General features: G+C 68.7%; 19 protein-coding genes. 8 read left to right on the top strand and 11 right to left on the bottom strand.

What is annotated here, in order from left to right; translation table 11 throughout:
- The first annotated feature begins 115 nt into the window (after positions 1-115).
- Entirely contained in the window at positions 116-1,594 is a 1,479-nt protein-coding gene (gene dnaB / locus ACZ5CR_RS21445; protein WP_344525039.1) for a replicative DNA helicase, read from the top strand.
- A 222-nt stretch (positions 1,595-1,816) separates the two neighbouring features.
- On the opposite strand, the gene ACZ5CR_RS21450 is transcribed toward dnaB, so the two are convergent.
- Both ACZ5CR_RS21450 and ACZ5CR_RS21455 read right to left on the bottom strand, forming a co-directional pair.
- Positions 1,817-3,007 carry an alpha/beta hydrolase family protein gene (locus ACZ5CR_RS21450; RefSeq protein ID WP_468859695.1) on the bottom strand — a complete coding sequence of 397 codons (1,191 nt, stop codon included), beginning with the start codon at positions 3,005-3,007 and terminating at the stop codon, positions 1,817-1,819.
- 340 nt (positions 3,008-3,347) lie between these two features.
- Positions 3,348-3,938 carry a CGNR zinc finger domain-containing protein gene (locus ACZ5CR_RS21455; protein WP_468859696.1) on the bottom strand — a complete coding sequence of 197 codons (591 nt, stop codon included), beginning with the start codon at positions 3,936-3,938 and terminating at the stop codon, positions 3,348-3,350.
- 172 nt (positions 3,939-4,110) lie between these two features.
- Here ACZ5CR_RS21455 and ACZ5CR_RS21460 point away from each other — a divergent pair, with 172 nt between their 5' ends.
- The gene (locus tag ACZ5CR_RS21460; RefSeq protein WP_468859698.1) at positions 4,111-4,827 is read left to right on the top strand and encodes a haloacid dehalogenase type II; all 717 of its coding nucleotides are present in this window, start codon (positions 4,111-4,113) and stop codon (positions 4,825-4,827) included.
- A 91-nt stretch (positions 4,828-4,918) separates the two neighbouring features.
- Positions 4,919-6,301, top strand: a complete 1,383-nt coding sequence (locus tag ACZ5CR_RS21465; RefSeq protein WP_468859699.1) for a serine hydrolase domain-containing protein — start codon at positions 4,919-4,921, stop codon at positions 6,299-6,301.
- 251 nt (positions 6,302-6,552) lie between these two features.
- Here ACZ5CR_RS21465 and ACZ5CR_RS21470 read toward each other — a convergent pair whose 3' ends face one another.
- Both ACZ5CR_RS21470 and ACZ5CR_RS21475 read right to left on the bottom strand, forming a co-directional pair.
- On the bottom strand, positions 6,553-7,005 hold the full coding sequence (locus ACZ5CR_RS21470; RefSeq protein ID WP_468859701.1) for a GNAT family N-acetyltransferase: 453 nt from the start codon (positions 7,003-7,005) through the stop codon (positions 6,553-6,555).
- 57 nt (positions 7,006-7,062) lie between these two features.
- Positions 7,063-7,521 carry a MarR family winged helix-turn-helix transcriptional regulator gene (locus ACZ5CR_RS21475; RefSeq protein WP_389902785.1) on the bottom strand — a complete coding sequence of 153 codons (459 nt, stop codon included), beginning with the start codon at positions 7,519-7,521 and terminating at the stop codon, positions 7,063-7,065.
- 140 nt (positions 7,522-7,661) lie between these two features.
- Between ACZ5CR_RS21475 and ACZ5CR_RS21480 the strand changes: the two genes are divergently transcribed.
- Positions 7,662-8,870: an MFS transporter gene (locus ACZ5CR_RS21480; RefSeq protein ID WP_468859703.1), complete on the top strand. Its 1,209-nt coding sequence runs from the start codon at positions 7,662-7,664 to the stop codon at positions 8,868-8,870.
- Between the two features lie 52 nt (positions 8,871-8,922).
- Positions 8,923-9,348, top strand: a complete 426-nt coding sequence (locus ACZ5CR_RS21485) for a GlcG/HbpS family heme-binding protein (RefSeq protein WP_468859705.1) — start codon at positions 8,923-8,925, stop codon at positions 9,346-9,348.
- Positions 9,349-9,499: 151 nt separating this feature from the next.
- Here ACZ5CR_RS21485 and ACZ5CR_RS21490 read toward each other — a convergent pair whose 3' ends face one another.
- Together ACZ5CR_RS21490 and ACZ5CR_RS21495 are read right to left on the bottom strand one after the other, a co-directional pair.
- Positions 9,500-10,369 carry a GNAT family N-acetyltransferase gene (locus ACZ5CR_RS21490; protein ID WP_468859706.1) on the bottom strand — a complete coding sequence of 290 codons (870 nt, stop codon included), beginning with the start codon at positions 10,367-10,369 and terminating at the stop codon, positions 9,500-9,502.
- A 5-nt stretch (positions 10,370-10,374) separates the two neighbouring features.
- Positions 10,375-10,926 (bottom strand): DUF2269 domain-containing protein, encoded by a 552-nt coding sequence (locus ACZ5CR_RS21495; RefSeq protein ID WP_468859708.1) that lies wholly within the window; start codon positions 10,924-10,926, stop codon positions 10,375-10,377.
- A gap of 76 nt (positions 10,927-11,002) precedes the next feature.
- Here ACZ5CR_RS21495 and ACZ5CR_RS21500 point away from each other — a divergent pair, with 76 nt between their 5' ends.
- Both ACZ5CR_RS21500 and ACZ5CR_RS21505 read left to right on the top strand, forming a co-directional pair.
- Positions 11,003-11,665 (top strand): HAD family hydrolase, encoded by a 663-nt coding sequence (locus ACZ5CR_RS21500; RefSeq protein ID WP_468859710.1) that lies wholly within the window; start codon positions 11,003-11,005, stop codon positions 11,663-11,665.
- A gap of 363 nt (positions 11,666-12,028) precedes the next feature.
- Positions 12,029-13,618 carry a globin domain-containing protein gene (locus ACZ5CR_RS21505; RefSeq protein ID WP_468859712.1) on the top strand — a complete coding sequence of 530 codons (1,590 nt, stop codon included), beginning with the start codon at positions 12,029-12,031 and terminating at the stop codon, positions 13,616-13,618.
- Between the two features lie 58 nt (positions 13,619-13,676).
- Here ACZ5CR_RS21505 and ACZ5CR_RS21510 read toward each other — a convergent pair whose 3' ends face one another.
- From ACZ5CR_RS21510 to ACZ5CR_RS21530, 5 genes are all read right to left on the bottom strand, one after another.
- Positions 13,677-14,159, bottom strand: coding sequence for an NUDIX domain-containing protein (locus ACZ5CR_RS21510; protein ID WP_468859714.1), 483 nt, complete (start codon positions 14,157-14,159; stop codon positions 13,677-13,679).
- Positions 14,160-14,218: 59 nt separating this feature from the next.
- On the bottom strand, positions 14,219-15,124 hold the full coding sequence (locus tag ACZ5CR_RS21515; RefSeq protein ID WP_468859957.1) for a LysR family transcriptional regulator: 906 nt from the start codon (positions 15,122-15,124) through the stop codon (positions 14,219-14,221).
- Positions 15,125-15,352: 228 nt separating this feature from the next.
- On the bottom strand, positions 15,353-16,594 hold the full coding sequence (locus tag ACZ5CR_RS21520) for a cystathionine gamma-lyase (protein WP_468859716.1): 1,242 nt from the start codon (positions 16,592-16,594) through the stop codon (positions 15,353-15,355).
- The gene (locus ACZ5CR_RS21525; RefSeq protein WP_468859718.1) at positions 16,591-17,088 is read right to left on the bottom strand and encodes a low molecular weight protein-tyrosine-phosphatase; all 498 of its coding nucleotides are present in this window, start codon (positions 17,086-17,088) and stop codon (positions 16,591-16,593) included. The genes ACZ5CR_RS21520 and ACZ5CR_RS21525 overlap by 4 nt, the downstream gene beginning before the upstream one ends.
- A 9-nt stretch (positions 17,089-17,097) precedes the next feature.
- Positions 17,098-17,478, bottom strand: a complete 381-nt coding sequence (locus ACZ5CR_RS21530) for a phage holin family protein (protein WP_468859720.1) — start codon at positions 17,476-17,478, stop codon at positions 17,098-17,100.
- A 70-nt stretch (positions 17,479-17,548) separates the two neighbouring features.
- Here ACZ5CR_RS21530 and ACZ5CR_RS21535 point away from each other — a divergent pair, with 70 nt between their 5' ends.
- On the top strand, positions 17,549-17,866 hold the full coding sequence (locus ACZ5CR_RS21535) for a cupin domain-containing protein (protein WP_160506069.1): 318 nt from the start codon (positions 17,549-17,551) through the stop codon (positions 17,864-17,866).
- Positions 17,867-17,944 lie beyond the last annotated feature (78 nt).

Genomic DNA, 17,944 nt, shown 5'->3' on the forward strand with positions numbered 1-17,944 from the left:
AGCCTGTAAAACCGACGCGTCAGAACCGGAGTTGGGCCGCTCATTTGTCAGTGTCGTGCCGTAAGAAAGAAGGGCACGGCGAGGTCCGCTCGGCGGACGTGAGGGAGGTGGCCCGGTGAGTATTTCCGAGCCCTTGGACGACCCCTGGGCCGACAGCGGTCCCAGTGACCGTCTGCCAGCCTCCCGTCAGCGCCGCGACGGAGGCAGGGGCCGCGACGAGCAGCACGATCGCGGCCGTGAAGGCGGTGGCTGGGACGGCGGTGGCACCGCCTTCGAGCGCGTACCGCCGCAGGATCTCGATGCCGAGCAGTCCGTGCTCGGCGGCATGCTGCTCTCCAAGGACGCCATCGCCGACGTCGTCGAGGTGCTCAAGGGCCACGACTTCTACCGGCCCGCGCACGAGACGATCTACACGGCGATCCTCGACCTGTACGCCAAGGGCGAGCCGGCCGACCCGATCACCGCGGCGGCCGAGCTCACCAAGCGCGGCGAGATCACCAAGGTCGGCGGGGCCTCGTATCTGCACACGCTGGTGCAGACGGTGCCGACGGCGGCGAACGCCGAGTACTACGCGGAGATCGTCCACGAGCGGGCGGTCCTGCGTCGCCTCGTCGAGGCGGGTACGCGCATCACACAGATGGGATACGCGGCCGACGGCGACGTCGACGAGATCGTCAACAGCGCCCAGGCCGAGATCTACGCGGTCACCGAGCAGCGCACCAGCGAGGACTATCTGCCGCTCGGCGACATCATGGAGGGCGCGCTCGACGAGATCGAGGCGATCGGTTCACGCAGCGGCGAGATGACTGGTGTGCCGACGGGCTTCACCGACTTCGACTCGCTGACGAACGGCCTGCACCCCGGCCAGATGATCGTCATCGCCGCGCGTCCCGCCATGGGTAAGTCGACGCTGGCGCTCGACTTCGCGCGCGCCGCGTCCATCAAGCACAACCTGCCCAGCGTCATCTTCTCCCTGGAAATGGGGCGCAACGAGATCGCGATGCGTCTGCTGTCCGCGGAGGCGCGGGTGGCGCTGCACCACATGCGCTCCGGCACGATGACGGACGAGGACTGGACGCGGCTCGCGCGCCGGATGCCCGAGGTCTCCGCGGCTCCGCTCTACATCGACGACTCCCCGAACCTGTCGATGATGGAGATCCGCGCGAAGTGCCGCCGCCTCAAGCAGCGCGCGGACATCAAGATGGTGATCATCGACTATCTGCAGCTGATGCAGTCCGGTGGTTCCAAGCGTGCCGAGAGCCGCCAGCAGGAAGTCTCGGACATGTCGCGAAACCTGAAGCTGCTCGCCAAGGAGCTCGAAGTCCCGGTCATCGCGCTCTCGCAGCTGAACCGTGGCCCCGAGCAGCGCACGGACAAGAAGCCCCAGGTCTCCGACCTGCGTGAATCCGGCTCGATCGAGCAGGACGCGGACATGGTGATCCTGCTGCACCGCGAGGACGCGTACGAGAAGGAGTCACCGCGCGCGGGCGAGGCGGACATCATCGTGGGCAAGCACCGTAACGGCCCGACGGCGACGATCACGGTCGCCTTCCAGGGGCACTACTCGCGCTTCGTGGACATGGCGCAGACGTAGCAGGGGCATTGTAGGTTCCCGAATCGATTGTCCCTTTCTCCTCTTCGGTGTCCCTTGCCCGGCCCAAGGGACACCGAAGTGAGACGGACGCGCTGTCCTGCACCATCCGAGTCGACGGAACCTCACTCGGCCTCACCAGTGGCGGAGGAGTCTCGTCCCGCCACGCGAGCTTCTTCGGTCATGGGTTTGATCCAGCTGTGACCGTCGCCTGCCGGTTTCGGCTCACCGGGTGGCGTCGAACTCGCGTATCACTTCCGGCAGAGCCTTGATGACTGTCGTGTTGTGGTCAACGTCCCCTTCGTCACTGAGCTTGGGATCAACCCCGTTGGCGATCAACTGACGTCGGCAGTGCTGGGAGTTCGCGAAGGAGACGTCCTTGTCGCCCTTGGCATGGAAGAGGTGCACCGGGGCGTCGGGGCGCCAGTCACAGGTGGTGTCCAGGGCGTGCAGTTGTCGCCGCAGTTTTCCCGTGGGCTTGCGCACCTTGTCGAGGAACTCCGCGGTGAACAGTTCCTTTGAGGTCTTTGGCAGTGCGGCCGCGATCTCTTCCCCTGTGTGGTTGCCGTCGAAGAGTGTCTCCACCTTCTTGTCGTACGGGGCTCGGAATGCCTGGCTCGGTGTGCCGTACAAGCCGTACATCCGGTTCCACGCGGTCGCGAAATAGGCGAGGTAGAGCGGTGAGCGGTTGAGGTCGTCGTCTGCCGCGGCGGCCTCGAAGCCGCTCAGGTCGAACGGGCCGGCGATCGGGGCGAGGGCACCCACGCGGAAGGAGGGGTCGTGCCCCTGTTGCAGGGCCCGTCCGACCATCATCGTGGCGGGTCCGCCCTGAGAGAACCCGCTGATGAGTACGGATCGCGCGAGGGTATGGCCGTCCCGCCGGGCGAACTCCCGTGTCGCCCGCAACGCGTCCACCGACGCGGTGACGGTGGCCTTCGGGTGCCCGTACGGATGGGATCCGGGGCCCTTGCCCAGGCCGAGATAGTCGGGGGCGGACACGGCGCGGCCGGTCGACGCGAACAGCAACGCCGTGGCCCGGTCGGTCGACTTGTCGTTCACCGAGGCCACGTCACCTCGGTACACCTGGGTGCCGTGCAGCCAGGACACCGCCCGAAGCTTGCGTGGGCCGTTCTTGGGCACGGCCACCAGCTCGCTGGCAGTGGTGGGTTTTCCCTTGGTGTCGACGGTGCGGTAGATGATGCGGTGGGCTCGGACGCCGTAACGGACCTGTGCGGTCTCGATGCCGGCCTTCTTCAGGCGGGTCTCGACCTCCTGTGCGGTCAGGTCGGCCACGGAGGTCGCAGATATGACAGAACCGCGTTCCACGGGCCGCTGGTGCGCGGCCTGGGCAGTCTGCGATTCGGGGCCCTGGTGGTCGCCGCAACCTGTCGCCAGCAGCATGGTCGCGGAGCTCATCGCGACGATTGCGGCAGGAACAACTGAACGTCTACGAAACCGAGTTGAGATCATGCCTGGACTCTGCCGTCCCCACGGTGCTCGGCACAGTGAGGCCAGGACCCCGAAGGCTAGGGGGATACCCCCACCCCTGCAGTGCCGTCGGCGAGTTGCTGGACTCAACTCGACCTCAGCTGCTGCCCTCGGCCGGCGTGGAAAGGACTACAGAGCGGAAAGGACACGGAACCGAGACGACCGGTCAGGACATCGCGTGAGACGGTCCCGCTGCCGGGCAGGTGACCGGCATGCTGGGGGACATCGGAAACGAGAACCTACAGGCATCGCCAGGGTCGGGGGTGCGTCATGGACCGCCCCGGGGCGTCGGTACCTGGCCTCTCTTGGGATCGTGCCCCTGCGCGGCGGCCTGCCTGCGGGCTCGATAGGCCGAGGCTTTTACGCGATTTCCGCAACTCTCCATGCCGCACCAGGTGCGGCGCGCGCCTCGGGAGCGGTCCAGGTAGAGGCGCGTGCAGCCCGCACGTCCGCACTCCTTCAAGCATGTGTGCAGGTCGGCCAGCATGGCGATCCCGCTGCGCGCGACGTGGGCCTGCGCCGTGCGGAGATCGCCTGACAGACGCAATCCGTCGTCGCTGAGTTCGATCGTGGGGACCGGCCCGACAGCGGCCTCGTTGACGGTATCCAGGTCGGCCGAAGTGAATCGACGATTCCGCATGCGATCGAGCGCCAGTTGATAGATCGCCTCACGGAGTTCCAACGCCGCTGTGAAGGCCGCGGCGTCGACGGTCACCTGGTCGGGCAGCTCGTCGCATGCGCGGACCCACTCCTCTAGATCGGCTGGGGCCGTCAGCAGGTCGACAGGCTTGTCCCGACGGGACTCCACGGTGCCGACGAGGTCCAGAGCCGGGTTGCCACTCACGAATGCGAACTTCACGTCACCATCTTGACCGGTGACGTGAAATGGCGCAACGATCGTCACTGGCTGAACCGGTGACGCGGCGGTTCGGTGGCGTGAGGGACTGGCGACGTGGAGGACCTCGCGACGTGAGGGGCCTCGCGATGTGAGGGACCGGTGGCGCGTCCGACAACCATGATCAGGAGGCTGGATGCCCGAGGTACGCCACATCCAGGTCGTCGTTTTCGACGTCCTCGGAACGATGGTCGACGAACCAGGTGGACTGCGGGCGGCGATTCGTGACGCGGTACCCGTGTCCGACGACGCGTCCGACGACGCGTCCGACGACGCGTCGGTCGACCACCTGCTCACCGTCTGGCAGGAGCATGTTGCGTTCGAGCAGCAACGCATCGAAGAGGGAAGCCGGGCATACGCCAACACCGAGGTCATCGACCGCGAGGCGGCCCATCGTGTAGCGGACCGTATCGGGCTCACCGACCCGGCGGTCGTCGAGCGTCTGGCTACGGCGGGTCATCGCCTCTTGCCCTGGGACGACTCCCTTGCGGCACTCACGCGCCTCGCCGGGCGATTCCCGGTCCTTGCGCTTTCCCACGCCAGCCGCGCGGCCCTGCTCCGTCTCAACGCAAACGCTGGGCTGCGCTGGCATCAGGTCCTGTCCGCTGAGAATGCCCGGGCTTACAAGCCCGCGCCGGAGGTCTACCGCCTCGCGCTGGACGCGGCAGGATGCCGGGCAGAGCGTGTGCTGATGGTCGCCGCCCACGCCTGGGACCTTCGCGGAGCTCAGGCAGTGGGAATGCGCACTGCCCACGTTCAGCGACCGGGCGGAGATCCTCCGAGGTCCTCTGACACCTTCGATTGGCGGTGCGACAGCCTGGATGAGTTGGCCACCGTACTGACGGCGGAGTAGAAGCGCCGGGCTGGTCGTGGGTACGCGTTCCGCGTAGCGCGGTCGGCGGAATTCGCTCGACGCACGACTTCTTCACGGGTGGACTGGAGCCATGACATCACCCCGTGAAGAGCTCCTGCCCACTACCCGCCGAGCCCTGCTGCACCGCGTCGCCACCGCTCAGGCGGAGGGGCGGGCGCCCTCGCTCGTCGCCTCGGTGCTCAGGGACGGAGAGTTGGTGTGGACAGAAGGGCGCACCTGCGTCGACGGGCACGCCCCGGACGAGAACGTTCAGTACCGCATCGGCTCGATCACCAAGACCTTCACCGCCGTGCTGGTGATGCGGCTGCGCGACGAGGGCGTACTCGACCTCACCGACCCTCTGGAGAAGCACCTTCCGGGCACGGCCGCGGGAGACGTCACCATCGCGGAACTCCTCGCGCACACCAGTGGGCTGGCAGCGGAGACCCCCGGGGAGTGGTGGGAGCGTACGCCCGCGTCGCAGCGCCCCGAGCTCGGTGACGTACTCGGTGAGCAGCCCTTCAAGCACCCCACCGGTCGCCGCTTCCACTACTCCAACCCCGGCTATACGTTGCTGGGTTCGCTGATCGAGATGCTGCGGGGCGACTCGTGGGAAGCCGTGCTGCGCCGCGAAATCCTCGAGCCGCTCGGCTTGGACCGTACGAGTGCGCAGCCGAAGGCGCCGCACGCGGGTGGCTGGGCCGTCCATCCGTGGGCGGACGTGATGATGCCCGAACCAGCGGAGGACCTGGGCCTCATGGCTCCGGCCGGCCAGCTGTGGTCCACGACGTCGGATCTGGCGCGCTTCGCCGCCTTCCTCCTGGAGGGCGACGATCGGGTGCTGTCCGCGGATTCGGTACGGGAGATGAGGGCGCCTGCGTCGCCCGCGCAACCGGGGGACTGGAACGTGACGTACGGCCTGGGAACGCAGCTGATCCGTGGGGACGAGCGCACCCTGGTCGGGCACGGGGGCTCGCTGCCGGGCTTCATGGCCGGGCTGTGGGCGAGCGAGGAGGACGGCCTGGTCGCGGTCACGTTGACCAACTGCACCTCCGGGCCTGCCGTGACGGCGTTGGCCTTCGACCTCCTGAAGATCGTGGCCGAGGCCGAGCCGCGCATCCCCGAGGCGTGGCGGCCCCTGCCCGAGCTGGACGGTGCTCTGCTGGAGCTTGCGGGGCCCTGGTACTGGGGGACGAACACCTTCGTGCTGCGGCCGCAGGCCGGCGAGGCGGTCGAGTTGTCGCCTCTTGCTGGTGGTGGCCGCGGGTCGCGGTTCCGGCCGAACGGTGACGGTACGTGGACCGGGCTCGACGGCTACTTCGCCGGTGAGGTTCTGCGGGCGGTGCGGCGGCCCGATGGGGCGGTGAGCCATCTCGACCTGGGGTCGTTCTTCTTCACCCGGGAGCCGTACGACGCGGGCACTCCCGTGCCGGGCGGAGTGGACCCGGAGGGGTGGCGCGGGCTTTCCCTCTGAGTGTCCTTAAGGACCTGGTGGGGGGGGGGGGGGGGGGGGGGGGGAGAGAAAGAAAGAAAAAAAAGAGAAAGGAGAAGGGGGGGGGGGGGAAAGCGGGGAGTGTGGTTTGTTTTTCCTCCCCCCCCCCCCCCCCCCCCCCCCCCCTTCCCTCCCCCCCCCCCCCCCCCCCCCCCCCCCCCCCCCACCGGTACGAGGTGTGAGGTGCGAGGGATGAGACGCGTAGTGCGAGGTACGACACGTCGACTGCAGCTTCAGAGCTGCAGCTTGAAGCCCACATGCGATGCCGTGAACCCGAGCCGTTCATAGAAGCGGTGGGCATCGGTGCGGGAGGCGTCGGAAGTCAGCTGCACCAACTGGCAGTTCCGGCGCCGGGATTCATCGACGGCCCACTCGATGAAGCGGGTGCCGAGGCCGCTGCCGCGTTCGTCGGCGTGGACGCGTACGCCCTCGATGATCGACCGGATCGCCCCCTTCCGGGACAGGCCCGGAACGATCGTGAGCTGGAGCGTGCCTACGACGCGTCCCTCGCGCACGGCGACGACCACGTGCTGGTTCGGGTCGTCGGCCAGCCGCTCGTACGCGGTGAGGTACGGGGCGAGGTCGTCCGGCGACTCGCGCGTGCTGCCCAGGGGGTCGTCGGCGAGCATCTCCACGATGGCGGGGATGTCATCGGCGATCGCCGGGCGTATCTCAAGATCTCCCATGAGGGCAGCCTATGCAGCCACCCCCTTCCGGGGCAGGGCTCTGCGCCCACAGCAGCCCTACGCCGGTACGCGCACCGCTTCCACGGCCCTGACCAGCGGTGTCAGCTCCGGGTTCAGCGCCGCTTCGTCGAGCGCCTCGCGCAGTGCGGCGTCATTGGTGGGGCGTGCCTCGGAGAGGAGCGTGGCGCCCGACTCGCTGACGTCCGTGTAGATGCCACGGCGATCGGTGGGGCACAGGTAGCGGGAGAGCAGCCCGCGGTCCTCGAGCCGGGTGACCAGGCGCGTGGTGGCGCTCTGGCTGAGGACGACGGCGTCGGCGACCTGCTTCATCTGCAGATGGCCGCCCTCCCCGTCGTGCTGGCGGCTGAGGACATCGAGCAGGGAGTACTCGCGCACGCTCAGGTCGTGCTGGGCCTGTAGAGCGCGCTCGATGTGGGTCTCGATCTTCCCGTGGAGCAGGGAGAGCGCGCACCAGCCCTGCGCAAGGGCGGTCAGTGCGGGGTCCGTCGCTGTCATGGCTCTTGTTCCTCCGTCCCGGAGCGGCTGAGAACCAGGATAGTCCACCGATGCAATATCAGGCGGTTGCAAGTAACCAGCGTCTGCAACTATTGTGGACGCAAGCTAAGCGCACCTGCAATCGTCTGGAAGGTAGAACCATGCCTCTCGCGCTACTGGCCCTCGCGATCGGGGCCTTCGGGATCGGGACCACAGAGTTCGTGATCATGGGACTGCTCCCTGAGGTCGCGGGTGACTTCGGCGTCTCCATCCCGACGGCCGGTCTCCTCGTGACCGGCTACGCACTCGGCGTCGTCCTCGGCGCTCCCTTGATGACGGCCCTCGGCACCCGCATCTCGCGCAAGCGAATGCTGATGCTGCTCATGGGCCTGTTCATCGCGGGCAACCTGCTCTCCGCAGTGGCCCCCGTCTTCGGCGTCATGCTGGCGGGCCGAGTCGTCGCCTCACTCGCCCACGGTGCCTTCTTCGGCATCGGATCGGTCGTCGCGGCCGAGCTGGTCGCACCGGAGAAGAAGGCCGGAGCCATCGCCATGATGTTCACGGGCCTGACCGTGGCCAACGTGGTCGGCGTGCCCCTCGGCACGCTCGTCGGGCAGACCCTCGGCTGGCGCGTCACCTTCGCCATCGTCGCGGGGCTCGGCGTCATCGGCCTGGCCGGTATCGCCAAGCTCGTGCCGGACCTGCCCAAGCCCGAGGGCGTACGGCTGCGCCATGAGCTGGCCGCGTTCCGCAACGTGCAGGTGCTGCTGGCCATGGCGATGACGATCCTCGGCTTCGGCGGTGTCTTCGCGGCCGTCACCTACCTCGCGCCGATGATGACGGACGTCGCCGGCTACGCGGACTCCTCCGTGACATGGCTTCTCGTCCTCTTCGGCCTCGGCATGGTCGCGGGCAACCTGATCGGCGGAAAGTTCGCCGACCGCGCCCTGATGCCGCTGCTCTACATCTCGCTGAGCGCGCTGGCCGTCGTGCTCGCCCTCTTCACCCTCACCGCGCACAACAAGATCGCGGCAGCCGTGACCATCGCGCTGATCGGTGCCCTGGGCTTCGCCACCGTGCCTCCGCTGCAGAAGCGGGTGCTCGACCAGGCTTCCGGCGCGCCCACGCTCGCCTCGGCCATGAACATCGGCGCCTTCAACCTCGGCAACGCGCTTTCGGCCTGGCTCGGCGGCCTCGTGATCTCCGCGGGCCTCGGCTACACCGCCCCGAACTGGGTGGGCGCGGTACTGGCGGGCTCCGCGCTCGTCCTGGCCGTCGTATCGGCCACGTTGGAGCGCCGCTCGGCCGCTCCCAGTCTGGTCGTCGCCGGTACGGCCCCCGTCGAGCAGGCGACGCCCGTCCACCACTGACCTCGCCCCCTACGAACCACCGACACGAGCACTACCGCACAAGGAGACCCCCATGAGCACCACCACCCCCGCCGTCGCCCCGCTGACCACGCAGGACGCAGAGGTACTCGTCACCGCGGCCGTCCGCGCGGCCGAGGCGGCCGATGTCACGGTCAGTGTCACCGTCCTGGACGCGGGCGGCCACCTGCTGGCCTTCCGGCGCGACGACCGGGCCGTACTGATCTCCGGCGAGACCAGCACCCGCAAGGCGTACACGGCGCTCCAGCTCAACGCCCCGACCGCCGATCTCGTCGACCTGGTCAAGCCCGACGGCCCCTTCCACACCCTGCCCACCGCCCTCGACCGTCCGCTGCTCTTCATCGCAGGCGGCGTCCCGGTCCACCGTGACGGGCGTCTGATCGGCGCCATCGGTGTCGGCGGCGGGGCGCCCGAGCAGGACCACGGCTTCGCCACGGCGGCCGTGGAGGCCCTCGCGTAGTACGCCATCGCGCAAGGGGCAGTACGCCACCGCGCGAAGGGCAGTACGCCACCACGCGAGGAGCAGTAGGCCACCGCGCGAGGGCATGACGAAGGCCCGCCCTCAAGCGCCCGGAAGTATCCGGCACTTGAGGGCGGGCCTCTGTGTGCGGTCAGCCGGCCGCGACCGTCAGCGGTGCGAAACGGCGGGTCCAGTCGCCGGGGAGCTCGGGGACGCCGTACGTCATCACGGTGTTGAAGGCGATGGGCGCGAGGCCGCGCTCCTTCACCCAGGCCAGCAGCTCCTCATGGCGTACGTCGATGTCGGTGCGCAGCGGCCGGTCCGAGCCCGCGGCGAGCGAGGCGATCAAGGCCTGTGCCGTCTGCGTGTCCCGGGCGATCAGCGGGCCGATGACATGGGTCTCCATGTTCGGCCAGGCACCCGCGTAGCCGGTGATCGTGCCGTCGGCCTCCGCGACCCTCAGCTGGTCGACGAAGGCGGGAAGCCGGGTGAGTACGTGCGTGCGGTCGAGGCCGAAGACCTCGGTGTCGAGACGGACGATGGCAGGCAGGTCCTCCGCGGTCGCAGGACGGGTGGTGACATCCGGCAGTGGGCCGCCGGGGGTGAACGTGCCGTAGACCATCTCGGCGCTACCGGTGGTCTTGAATCCGAGCTGTTCGTACAGAGGGCGGCCGTTGGGCGTCGCGTGGAGGGTGACCGGGGTGGTGCCCGCGCTCTCGACGACGTACCGCGTCAGTCGGCGCCCGAGACCTTTGCGGGCGTGCCGCTCGGCGACGAGAACCATGCCGATCGCTCCGAGGCCGGGGCGCTCCTGGGGTCCGTATTGGGTCACTACACAGGCGGCGATGAGGCCGTCGCCGTCCGGGTCGTCGATGCCGTAGCCCGTACCAGCCGAGAGCAGTAGCCCCCATTTGTGTTCCTCGCGTGGCCAGCCACGATCCTGCGACAGGTCGGCGCAGGCGGTGAGGTCACGGAGGGTCAGCCGGCGGATGGGCAGTGCGGAGAGGGAAGGTGTCGACACTCGGGTCAGGCTGTCTGACGCATGTCCTTGGCGTCCACCGGTTTGTGGGCAGAAGCACGTGGGTTTCGGCCACGCGGCTTCCGGCCACGGCGGGTCAGGCCCCAGGGCTTGAGTACGGAGATGACCGTCATGAAGAGATAGGCGCTCAGGGAGACGACGGGGCCGGCGATCAGGCCGGTCGGGTTCGCCACTGAATGCCCCGCGGACACGGTGGCGACTGTGTCGTTGATGCCTGGACGCAGTGCGAGGGCCGACGCGGCGGTGGTGGCCAGGGTCAGCCAGAACTTCGTGTAGATCCAGCGGTGCTTGGCGAGCCCCCAAGGAGTTCCGAGGGACAGCAGCAGACCGCTCAGCAGGGTGAGCAGGGCGAGCGGGAGCACCAGCCAGTCCGCGAAGAGCTTCATGGATCGGGCGGCGGCTTCGGTGGTCGAGGCGGAGTCCGTGGTGTTGGCCGCGAGGGCGAGCGCGAGCAGGCCGAGCGCGAGCCCGAGCCAGCCTGCGGCGGCGGTGACATGGACGACGAGGGTGGCCCGGCGAGCGGGGCGGCTTAGTTTCACGTGAAACACGGTGCCGGGAGCGGCGGCCGAAGGCGTCTGACAGCGGGAGTAGCCGTGGGTACTAGCCTCGGCGTACATGGCACGCCTTCACTTCTTCGATCTGGACGGAACGCTGCTGCACGGCACGGCAGCCCCCGTGGAGATCTCGCGACAGCTCGGCCTCGAAGCGGAGATCACGGAGCTGGAACGAGACTTCGTGGCGGGGCGGATCGACTCGCCCCAGTACGCGGTGCGTGTGCACGCGCTGTGGGCGGACCTCACGGACGCACAGGTCACAGCAGCTTTCGAGGGGGCTCCGTGGCTGATGGGGATCCGGGAGACCTGGGCCGAGATCCGGGAGAGCGGGGACTACTGCGCGGTGATCTCGCTGTCGCCGTCGTTCTTCGTGGAGCGGCTGCTCGGCTGGGGCGCGCATGCCGCGCACGGGTCGCGTTTCCCCTCCGTGCCGTTCACCGAGCCGGTGAACCCGACGGGCATCCTCAACGCCGCGGCCAAGGTGAAGATCGCGCAACGGATCTGTGAAGAGTTCGGGGTGAGGTGGTCCGATTGTGTCGCTTATGGCGACTCGCTCTCGGACCTGGATCTGTTCGGGGCCGTGCCTGTTTCGGTCGCCGTCAATGCGGATCAGCGGCTGGTTGGGCTCGCTACCCACTCTTATGTCGGGCGGGATCTGCGGAAGGCGTATGAATTGGTGCGCTGCACCGGGGAATTGGGTCAATTGGCAGGCGTCGACCGCTGAATTCCTGGTGAAGCACGGCAGGACTTGTGCGCCGGACGGCTGCCGGTATGGTCGAGTCCGGTTTGGGCCGGGTGCATCTCAGCGCACCCCTGGGGGCGTGGGCGGAGGTCAACGCACCCTAACGGGGCGAGGAGATCGAAGACCTGAACTTTCCGTTATGCGACCGGCGTGACGGTGGGGGATGGGACGCTGCGGGGAGATGACTGCGGGCAATGTCACATTTTCCACCTACTTGTCCGTAGGGTCCGGTAATTCGAGGTTCAATGTGGCCACATTGGCTGCCGAGGCAGAGCGGGGAAAGCAAGCGGCTTCCTTCAGGGAAGTGCACGGACCGACTGAGAGATGTTCGAGGCGAGGCACAGCATGGACGCTCCGACCACCACGTCGGCGGGTAACGGCACTTCCGGCGACAGCGGCGGTGGAGGCGGCTGGTTCACTCCACGCAAGGCGCCGAAGCCGTCGGAGGGCGGCGAGGCGGCACGGCCCGAAGGCGGGGAGCCCGAGACGGCCGAGGGGCGCCGGGTGTCCGCCATACGTCCACTGGGCAGGTCCGGCGCAGCCGCACCCACGTCCGCTAAGGAACACCCCGCGCCGGAACCCGATGACACGGCCGAGGAGCGAATACCGGCCGCCCGGGGGGCAGCAGAACCCGCGCCCGCTCCGAACGCGGCGCAGCGCGCCACCCAGGCCTCCGCATCACGTCCCGAGCCGCGCTCCGAGCGCGTACCGGAACCACGGCAGCAGTTCGCTCAGGGGCATCCGGCCCCGCAGAGGCAGCCCGAACCGCAGACGCAGGAACAGACGCAGGAACAGTCGCGGCCCGAGCCGAAGTTCTCCCCCAACGGCTCCCCCGACGCGGTCCGCGTCCAGCGCACGATGGCTGAAATAGGCCCTGTCTCCGACAAGGTCACCTCGTACTTCTACGCGCTGCTCTTCACGCGGCACCCCGATCTGCGCCCCCTGTTCCCCGCCGCGATGGACACCCAGCGTGACCGGCTGCTCAAGGCGCTGCTGACCGCGGCCGAACACATCGACCACGCCGACGTCCTCACCGCGTATCTGAAGAACCTCGGCCGCGGACACCGCAAGTACGGCACCCGGCCCGAGCACTATCCGGCCGTCGGTGAGTGCCTGATCGGCTCGCTCAGCCGGTACGCGAGCGCGGTCTGGGACGAGGAGACCGAGGCCGCCTGGGTGCGGACGTACACGACGATCTCCCAGATCATGATCGACGCGGCCGCCGCGGATGAACTGCGTGCTCCCGCCTGGTGGTTGGCCGAGGTCGTCTCGCACGACCTCAGGACGCCTGACATCGCTGTCGTCACGGTCCGCCCCGACCAGCCGTATCCCTTCCTGGCAGGCCAGTACACGAGCCTGGAGACGCCCTGGTGGCCGCGGATCTGGCGGCACTACTCGTTCGCGTCGGCCCCGCGCTCCGACGGTCTGCTGTCATTCCATGTGAAGGCCGTCCCGGCGGGCTGGGTCTCCAACGCCCTGGTGCACCACGCGCGGCCGGGAGACGTCCTGCGCCTCGGCGCGCCCGCCGGTTCGATGACCGTCGACCACACCACCGACAGCGGCTTGCTCTGCCTGGGCGGCGGCACCGGGATCGCCCCCATCAAGGCGCTTGTCGAGGACGTCGCCGAGCACGGCGAACGGCGCCCGGTCGAGGTCTTCTACGGAGCCCGCACCGACCACGACCTGTACGACATCGACACCATGTTGCGCCTCCAGCAGACCCACCCGTGGCTCTCGGTCCGCCCGGTCGTCGACGATCACGCCCAATTCCCGCACGCCGTGCGTGAGTACGGCCCCTGGAACGAGTACGACGCCTACCTCTCGGGCCCGCCCGGCATGATCCGCAGCGGCGTGGACGCACTGCGGGACGTCGGCATCCCGGTCGGCCGGATCCGTCACGACTCCGTGGAAGAACTGGTGACGGCGTCCGACTGAGGCCCAGCCCAGGAGCGCAGGTCAGCCCCAGGAGAGCAGGCCAGCCCAGGAGCGCAGGTCAGCCCAGATCAGGGGCATGCATGGCGCGAACGCCCTCGATGTTGCCGTCCAGATAGTGCCGCAGCGACAGCGGTACGAGATGGACCGTGGCGATTCCGACCCGGGTGAAGGGAACGTGGACGATCTCGTACTCGCCGCAGGGCTCCTCCACCTCGGGGCCGTGTCGCAGTGAGAGGTCCATGGACTCCAGGCGGCAGACGAAGAAGTGCTGCACTTTGACGCCGGTCGCACTGGCGTCCTCGCCGATGTGCTCGACGGTGTCCACGAAGCACGGCACCACATCGGAGATCTTGGCGCCGAGTTCCTCGTGCAGCTCTCTATGGAGCGCTTCGACGACGGTCGTGTCCTCCGGCTCCACGCCGCCACCGGGGGTGAGCCAGTAGGGATCGACGCCGGGTTTGGTTCGCTTGATCAGGACCAGGTCGTCGCCGTCGAGCAGGACGGCGCGTGCGGTGCGCTTGACCACGGGTCGGACGGTCATGGGAGGAATGTGGCCCGGACTGTTCCACGTGAAACATCGCGAACCAGCCGGAGTCCTGCTCAAGCCCAGTCGACGGCAGCGCGCAGCAGCCACTCGTGCGCCCGCGCTATATGCGGCATCGCGAGTGTGCCGGTGCGCACGGCCAGGAAATACGTGCGCAGCGGGGGCACTGCCGGGTCCAGCAGGGCCACGACCTCGCCACTCTTCAGGGCGGGCGCACACAGATAACGCGGCAGCACGGCGAGCCCAGCCTCGGCGGAGACGCAGGCGAGTACCGCCCGCAGGTCAGGCACAATGACGGCGCCCGATGCCGCCGGACGGGTGTCGAAGACGGCGGCCCAGTAGCGGGCGACCAGCGGCAGCGACTCATGCACTTCCACCACCGGCAGGTTCTCCAGCGCGGCCGCGCCCTTGCGGCGCAGCCTGCCGAGGCCGATGTGGTCGGCCCAGCGAGGCCCTGCGACCAGGACGTGCTCCTCGTCGCAGAGAGGCGTCGCGGTGAGCAGAGTGCCGCGCGGTCGGACGGTGGTGATGGCCAGGTCGTGGTGCCCTGCGGAGAGCCCTTCGAGGACCTCCTCCGCGTTGCCGAACGAGGCACGCAGCGCGAAGCCCTGTCCGTCCTGCCCGGTCAGCGTGGTGAGAGCGGGTAACGCGCGGGCCGCGGTGAACTCCGGAGGTCCCGCGAGGTGGAGGGTGCGTACCGAGGAGTCCTCTTCGAGTCCGGTCTCGGCGATCTCCACGAGGGCGTCGAGATGCGGCGCGGCCTTGTGGGCGAGCTCGTCCCCGATGGTCGTGGGGGTCACACCGCGCGCCTGACGCAGGAACAGGGGGCGCCCCAGCTGCCGCTCGAGGGTGCGTATCTGCGAGGTCACGGCGGGCTGCGACAGGCCGAGCAGGGCAGCCGCGCGAGTGAAGGAGCCGGCCCGGTGCACGGTCACGAACGTGCGCAGCAGAGCCAGGTCCACGGCGGTGTCCTCCACTCCCGGCCCTTGGGCCGCGCCCAACTATAAATATGTCGATAGGCCTCTGTCGCTACTGTGATTGGACACTGACACAGAGTCAACTAGCCTTGTGCGCGCGGTTCTTCGCGCGCAGAACCGGGACGGTCCGAGCCACGAGGGGGGAGGCTCGGACCGTTCGTTGTACGTAGGTCCGCTACTAGCGGGTACTAGCCGGAAGCGGTCCGCACGCCCTCAGGGCTGTCGGTCCGCCGACTCGTCCAGCGCGCGCAGCACGTCCGCGACCAGGTCTTCGGTGTCCTCGGACCCGGCGGAGAGGCGGATGAAGCCCTCCGCGACGGCGTCACCGCCCCAGCGGCCACGCCGCTCGGCGGTGGAACGCACGCCGCCGAAACTCGTCGCGTCGTCCACCAGGCGCAGCGCGTCGAGGAAGCGGTCGCCGCGCGCGCGTGAGGGCAGCGTGAAGGAGACGACACACCCGAAGCGCCGCATCTGCTGCGAGGCGATCTTGTACGAGGGGTCGTCCGGAAGGCCGGGATAGCGGAGGCCGGTCACCTCACCGCGGTCGCCCAGCGCCTGGGCCACGGCCAGGGCGTTGGCGTTCTGGCGCTCGGCGCGCAGCTGGAGCGTGGCGAGCGAGCGGTGCGCAAGCCAGGCCTCCATCGGCCCCGGGATGGCTCCGACGATCTTGCGCCAGCGCCGCACGGACGCCGTCAGCTCCGCGTCGCGGCAGGCGACGTACCCAAGGAGGATGTCGCCGTGGCCGGTGAGCATCTTGGTGCCGCTGGCCACGGAGAAGTCCGCGCCGAGTTCGAGGGGGCGCTGGCCGAGCGGTGTGGCCAGGGTGTTGTCGACCGCGACCAGGGCTCCACGCGCGTGTGCCGCGTCGGCGAGGCGCCGTACGTCGCACACGTCGAGGCCCGGGTTCGACGGCGTCTCGATCCACAGCAGCTTGGCGCCGTCCAGGACGTCGAGCTGGGCGTCGCCGCCGGTCGGGGCGGTGCGCACCTCGATGCCGTACGCGGTGAGCTGCTCCCTGACCAGGGGCAGCGCCTGATAGCCGTCGTTCGGCAGGACCACCGCGTCACCGGCGCGCAGCTGCGAGAAGAGCACCGCCGAGATGGCAGCCATCCCGGAGGCGAAGACCAGGGTCTCGACAGCTGTCCCTGGCGCATCTGTACCGGGGGTCTCGCCACTCCCCTCGCCCGAACCCTCAGCCGGACTCTCCCCCGGTGCCTCGAGCTCGCCGATGGCCTGTTCGAGAAGAGTCCAGGTCGGGTTGTCGTCCCGTCCGTAGGTGTACGGCCCGGTGGGATCGCCCGGCAGGTGGAAGTGCGCGGCGAACACCGGGCCGGGAAGGGTCGGCTCGTGTTTCACGGGTTCGGGGAGGCCGGCCCGCACCGCTCTGGTGCCGTCGCCGAGCCCGGTGCCTGTTCCCGCTCCGGTACTTGCGGCCATCGCTGCGGAGTCCGTCATGCCGCCCGCCCTTCCCTTGCTTCTCGTACTGCGTCGAGCAGACCGTCGCTCGCCGCCTCCACCATTCTCAGGCACATCTCGAACCCGTCGTCGTCCCCGTAGTAAGGGTCGGGGACGTCCAGGTCGCCCAGGCCCACGGCCACGGGGTCGTACGAGCGCAGCAGCCGCACCTTGTCCGCGTCGGCGGGCGTGGGCGCGAGGCGTCGCAGGGTCCGCAGATGGCCGGAGTCCAGGGCGATCACCAGGTCGAGCCGTGAGAACCAGGAGACCTGGAAACGGCGCGCGATGTGACTGCTCTCATAGCCGGCCGCTGTCAGGACGGAGACGGTGCGCGGATCGGCTCCGTCCCCCTCGTGCCAGCCGTCGGTGCCCGCGCTGTCCACCCGGACGAGCCCGCCGAGTCCGTCCTCGTCGACGCGGGCGCGGAAGACGGACTCGGCCATGGGGGACCGGCAGATGTTGCCGGTGCAGACGAAGCACACGGAGAAGGTCATGGGGCGGGCTCAGTCGTTGTCGTCGGGCAGGACGACGTTCATCGCCCAGGACACGATCGAGATGATCAGGCCGCCCAGGACGGCGGTCCAGAACCCCTCGACGTGGAAACTCACGTCGAACTTGTCGGCCAGCCACGAGGTGAGCAGCAGCATCAGGGCATTGACCACGAGCGTGATCAGGCCCAGGGTCAGGATGAACAACGGGAAGGTAAGGACCTTCACGATCGGCTTGACCAGGAAGTTCACCAGGCCGAAGAGCAGCGCGACGACGATCAGCGTGAGCGTCTTCTTGCCCGTGCTGTCGCCGGTCAGGGTGATCTTGTCGAGGAGCCACACGGCGACGGCCAGGGCCGCCGCGTTGGCGATCGTCTTGACTACGAAATTCTTCATGGTCTGATCGTTGCAGACGGACGGCCAGAGCGGCCGGTTCGCTAGTTGGGGCAAGGGGCGTACGAGGACGATGAAGGCATTCCGGCTTGATGAACTGGAGACGGAGCGGGCCGCGAACGACGGTGCGTATCTGCAGTTTCTGCGCGAGCGGAACATGTCGGTCGGGCTGTACGCGCTCGATGCAGGGGAGTCCGATCCGCAGCAGCCTCACCAGCAGGACGAGGTGTACATGATCGTCAGCGGTCGGGCGTCGATCACGGTCGGCATGGAGACCACCCAGGTCGCGCGCGGCAGTGTGGTGTACGTGCCGGCCGGGGTCGCCCACAAGTTCCACCACATCAGCGAGGACCTGCGGGTGCTTGTCGTCTTCTCGCCGCCAGAAGGCTGATGTCCCCCGCTGGAAGGCTGCTCCTCCCCGCCCTGTGGGCCGACCGATCCTCTACGCCGGAAGTTTGACTTCTCCGGG

The sequence above is a fragment of the Streptomyces sp. NPDC031274 genome, assembly GCF_055570235.1.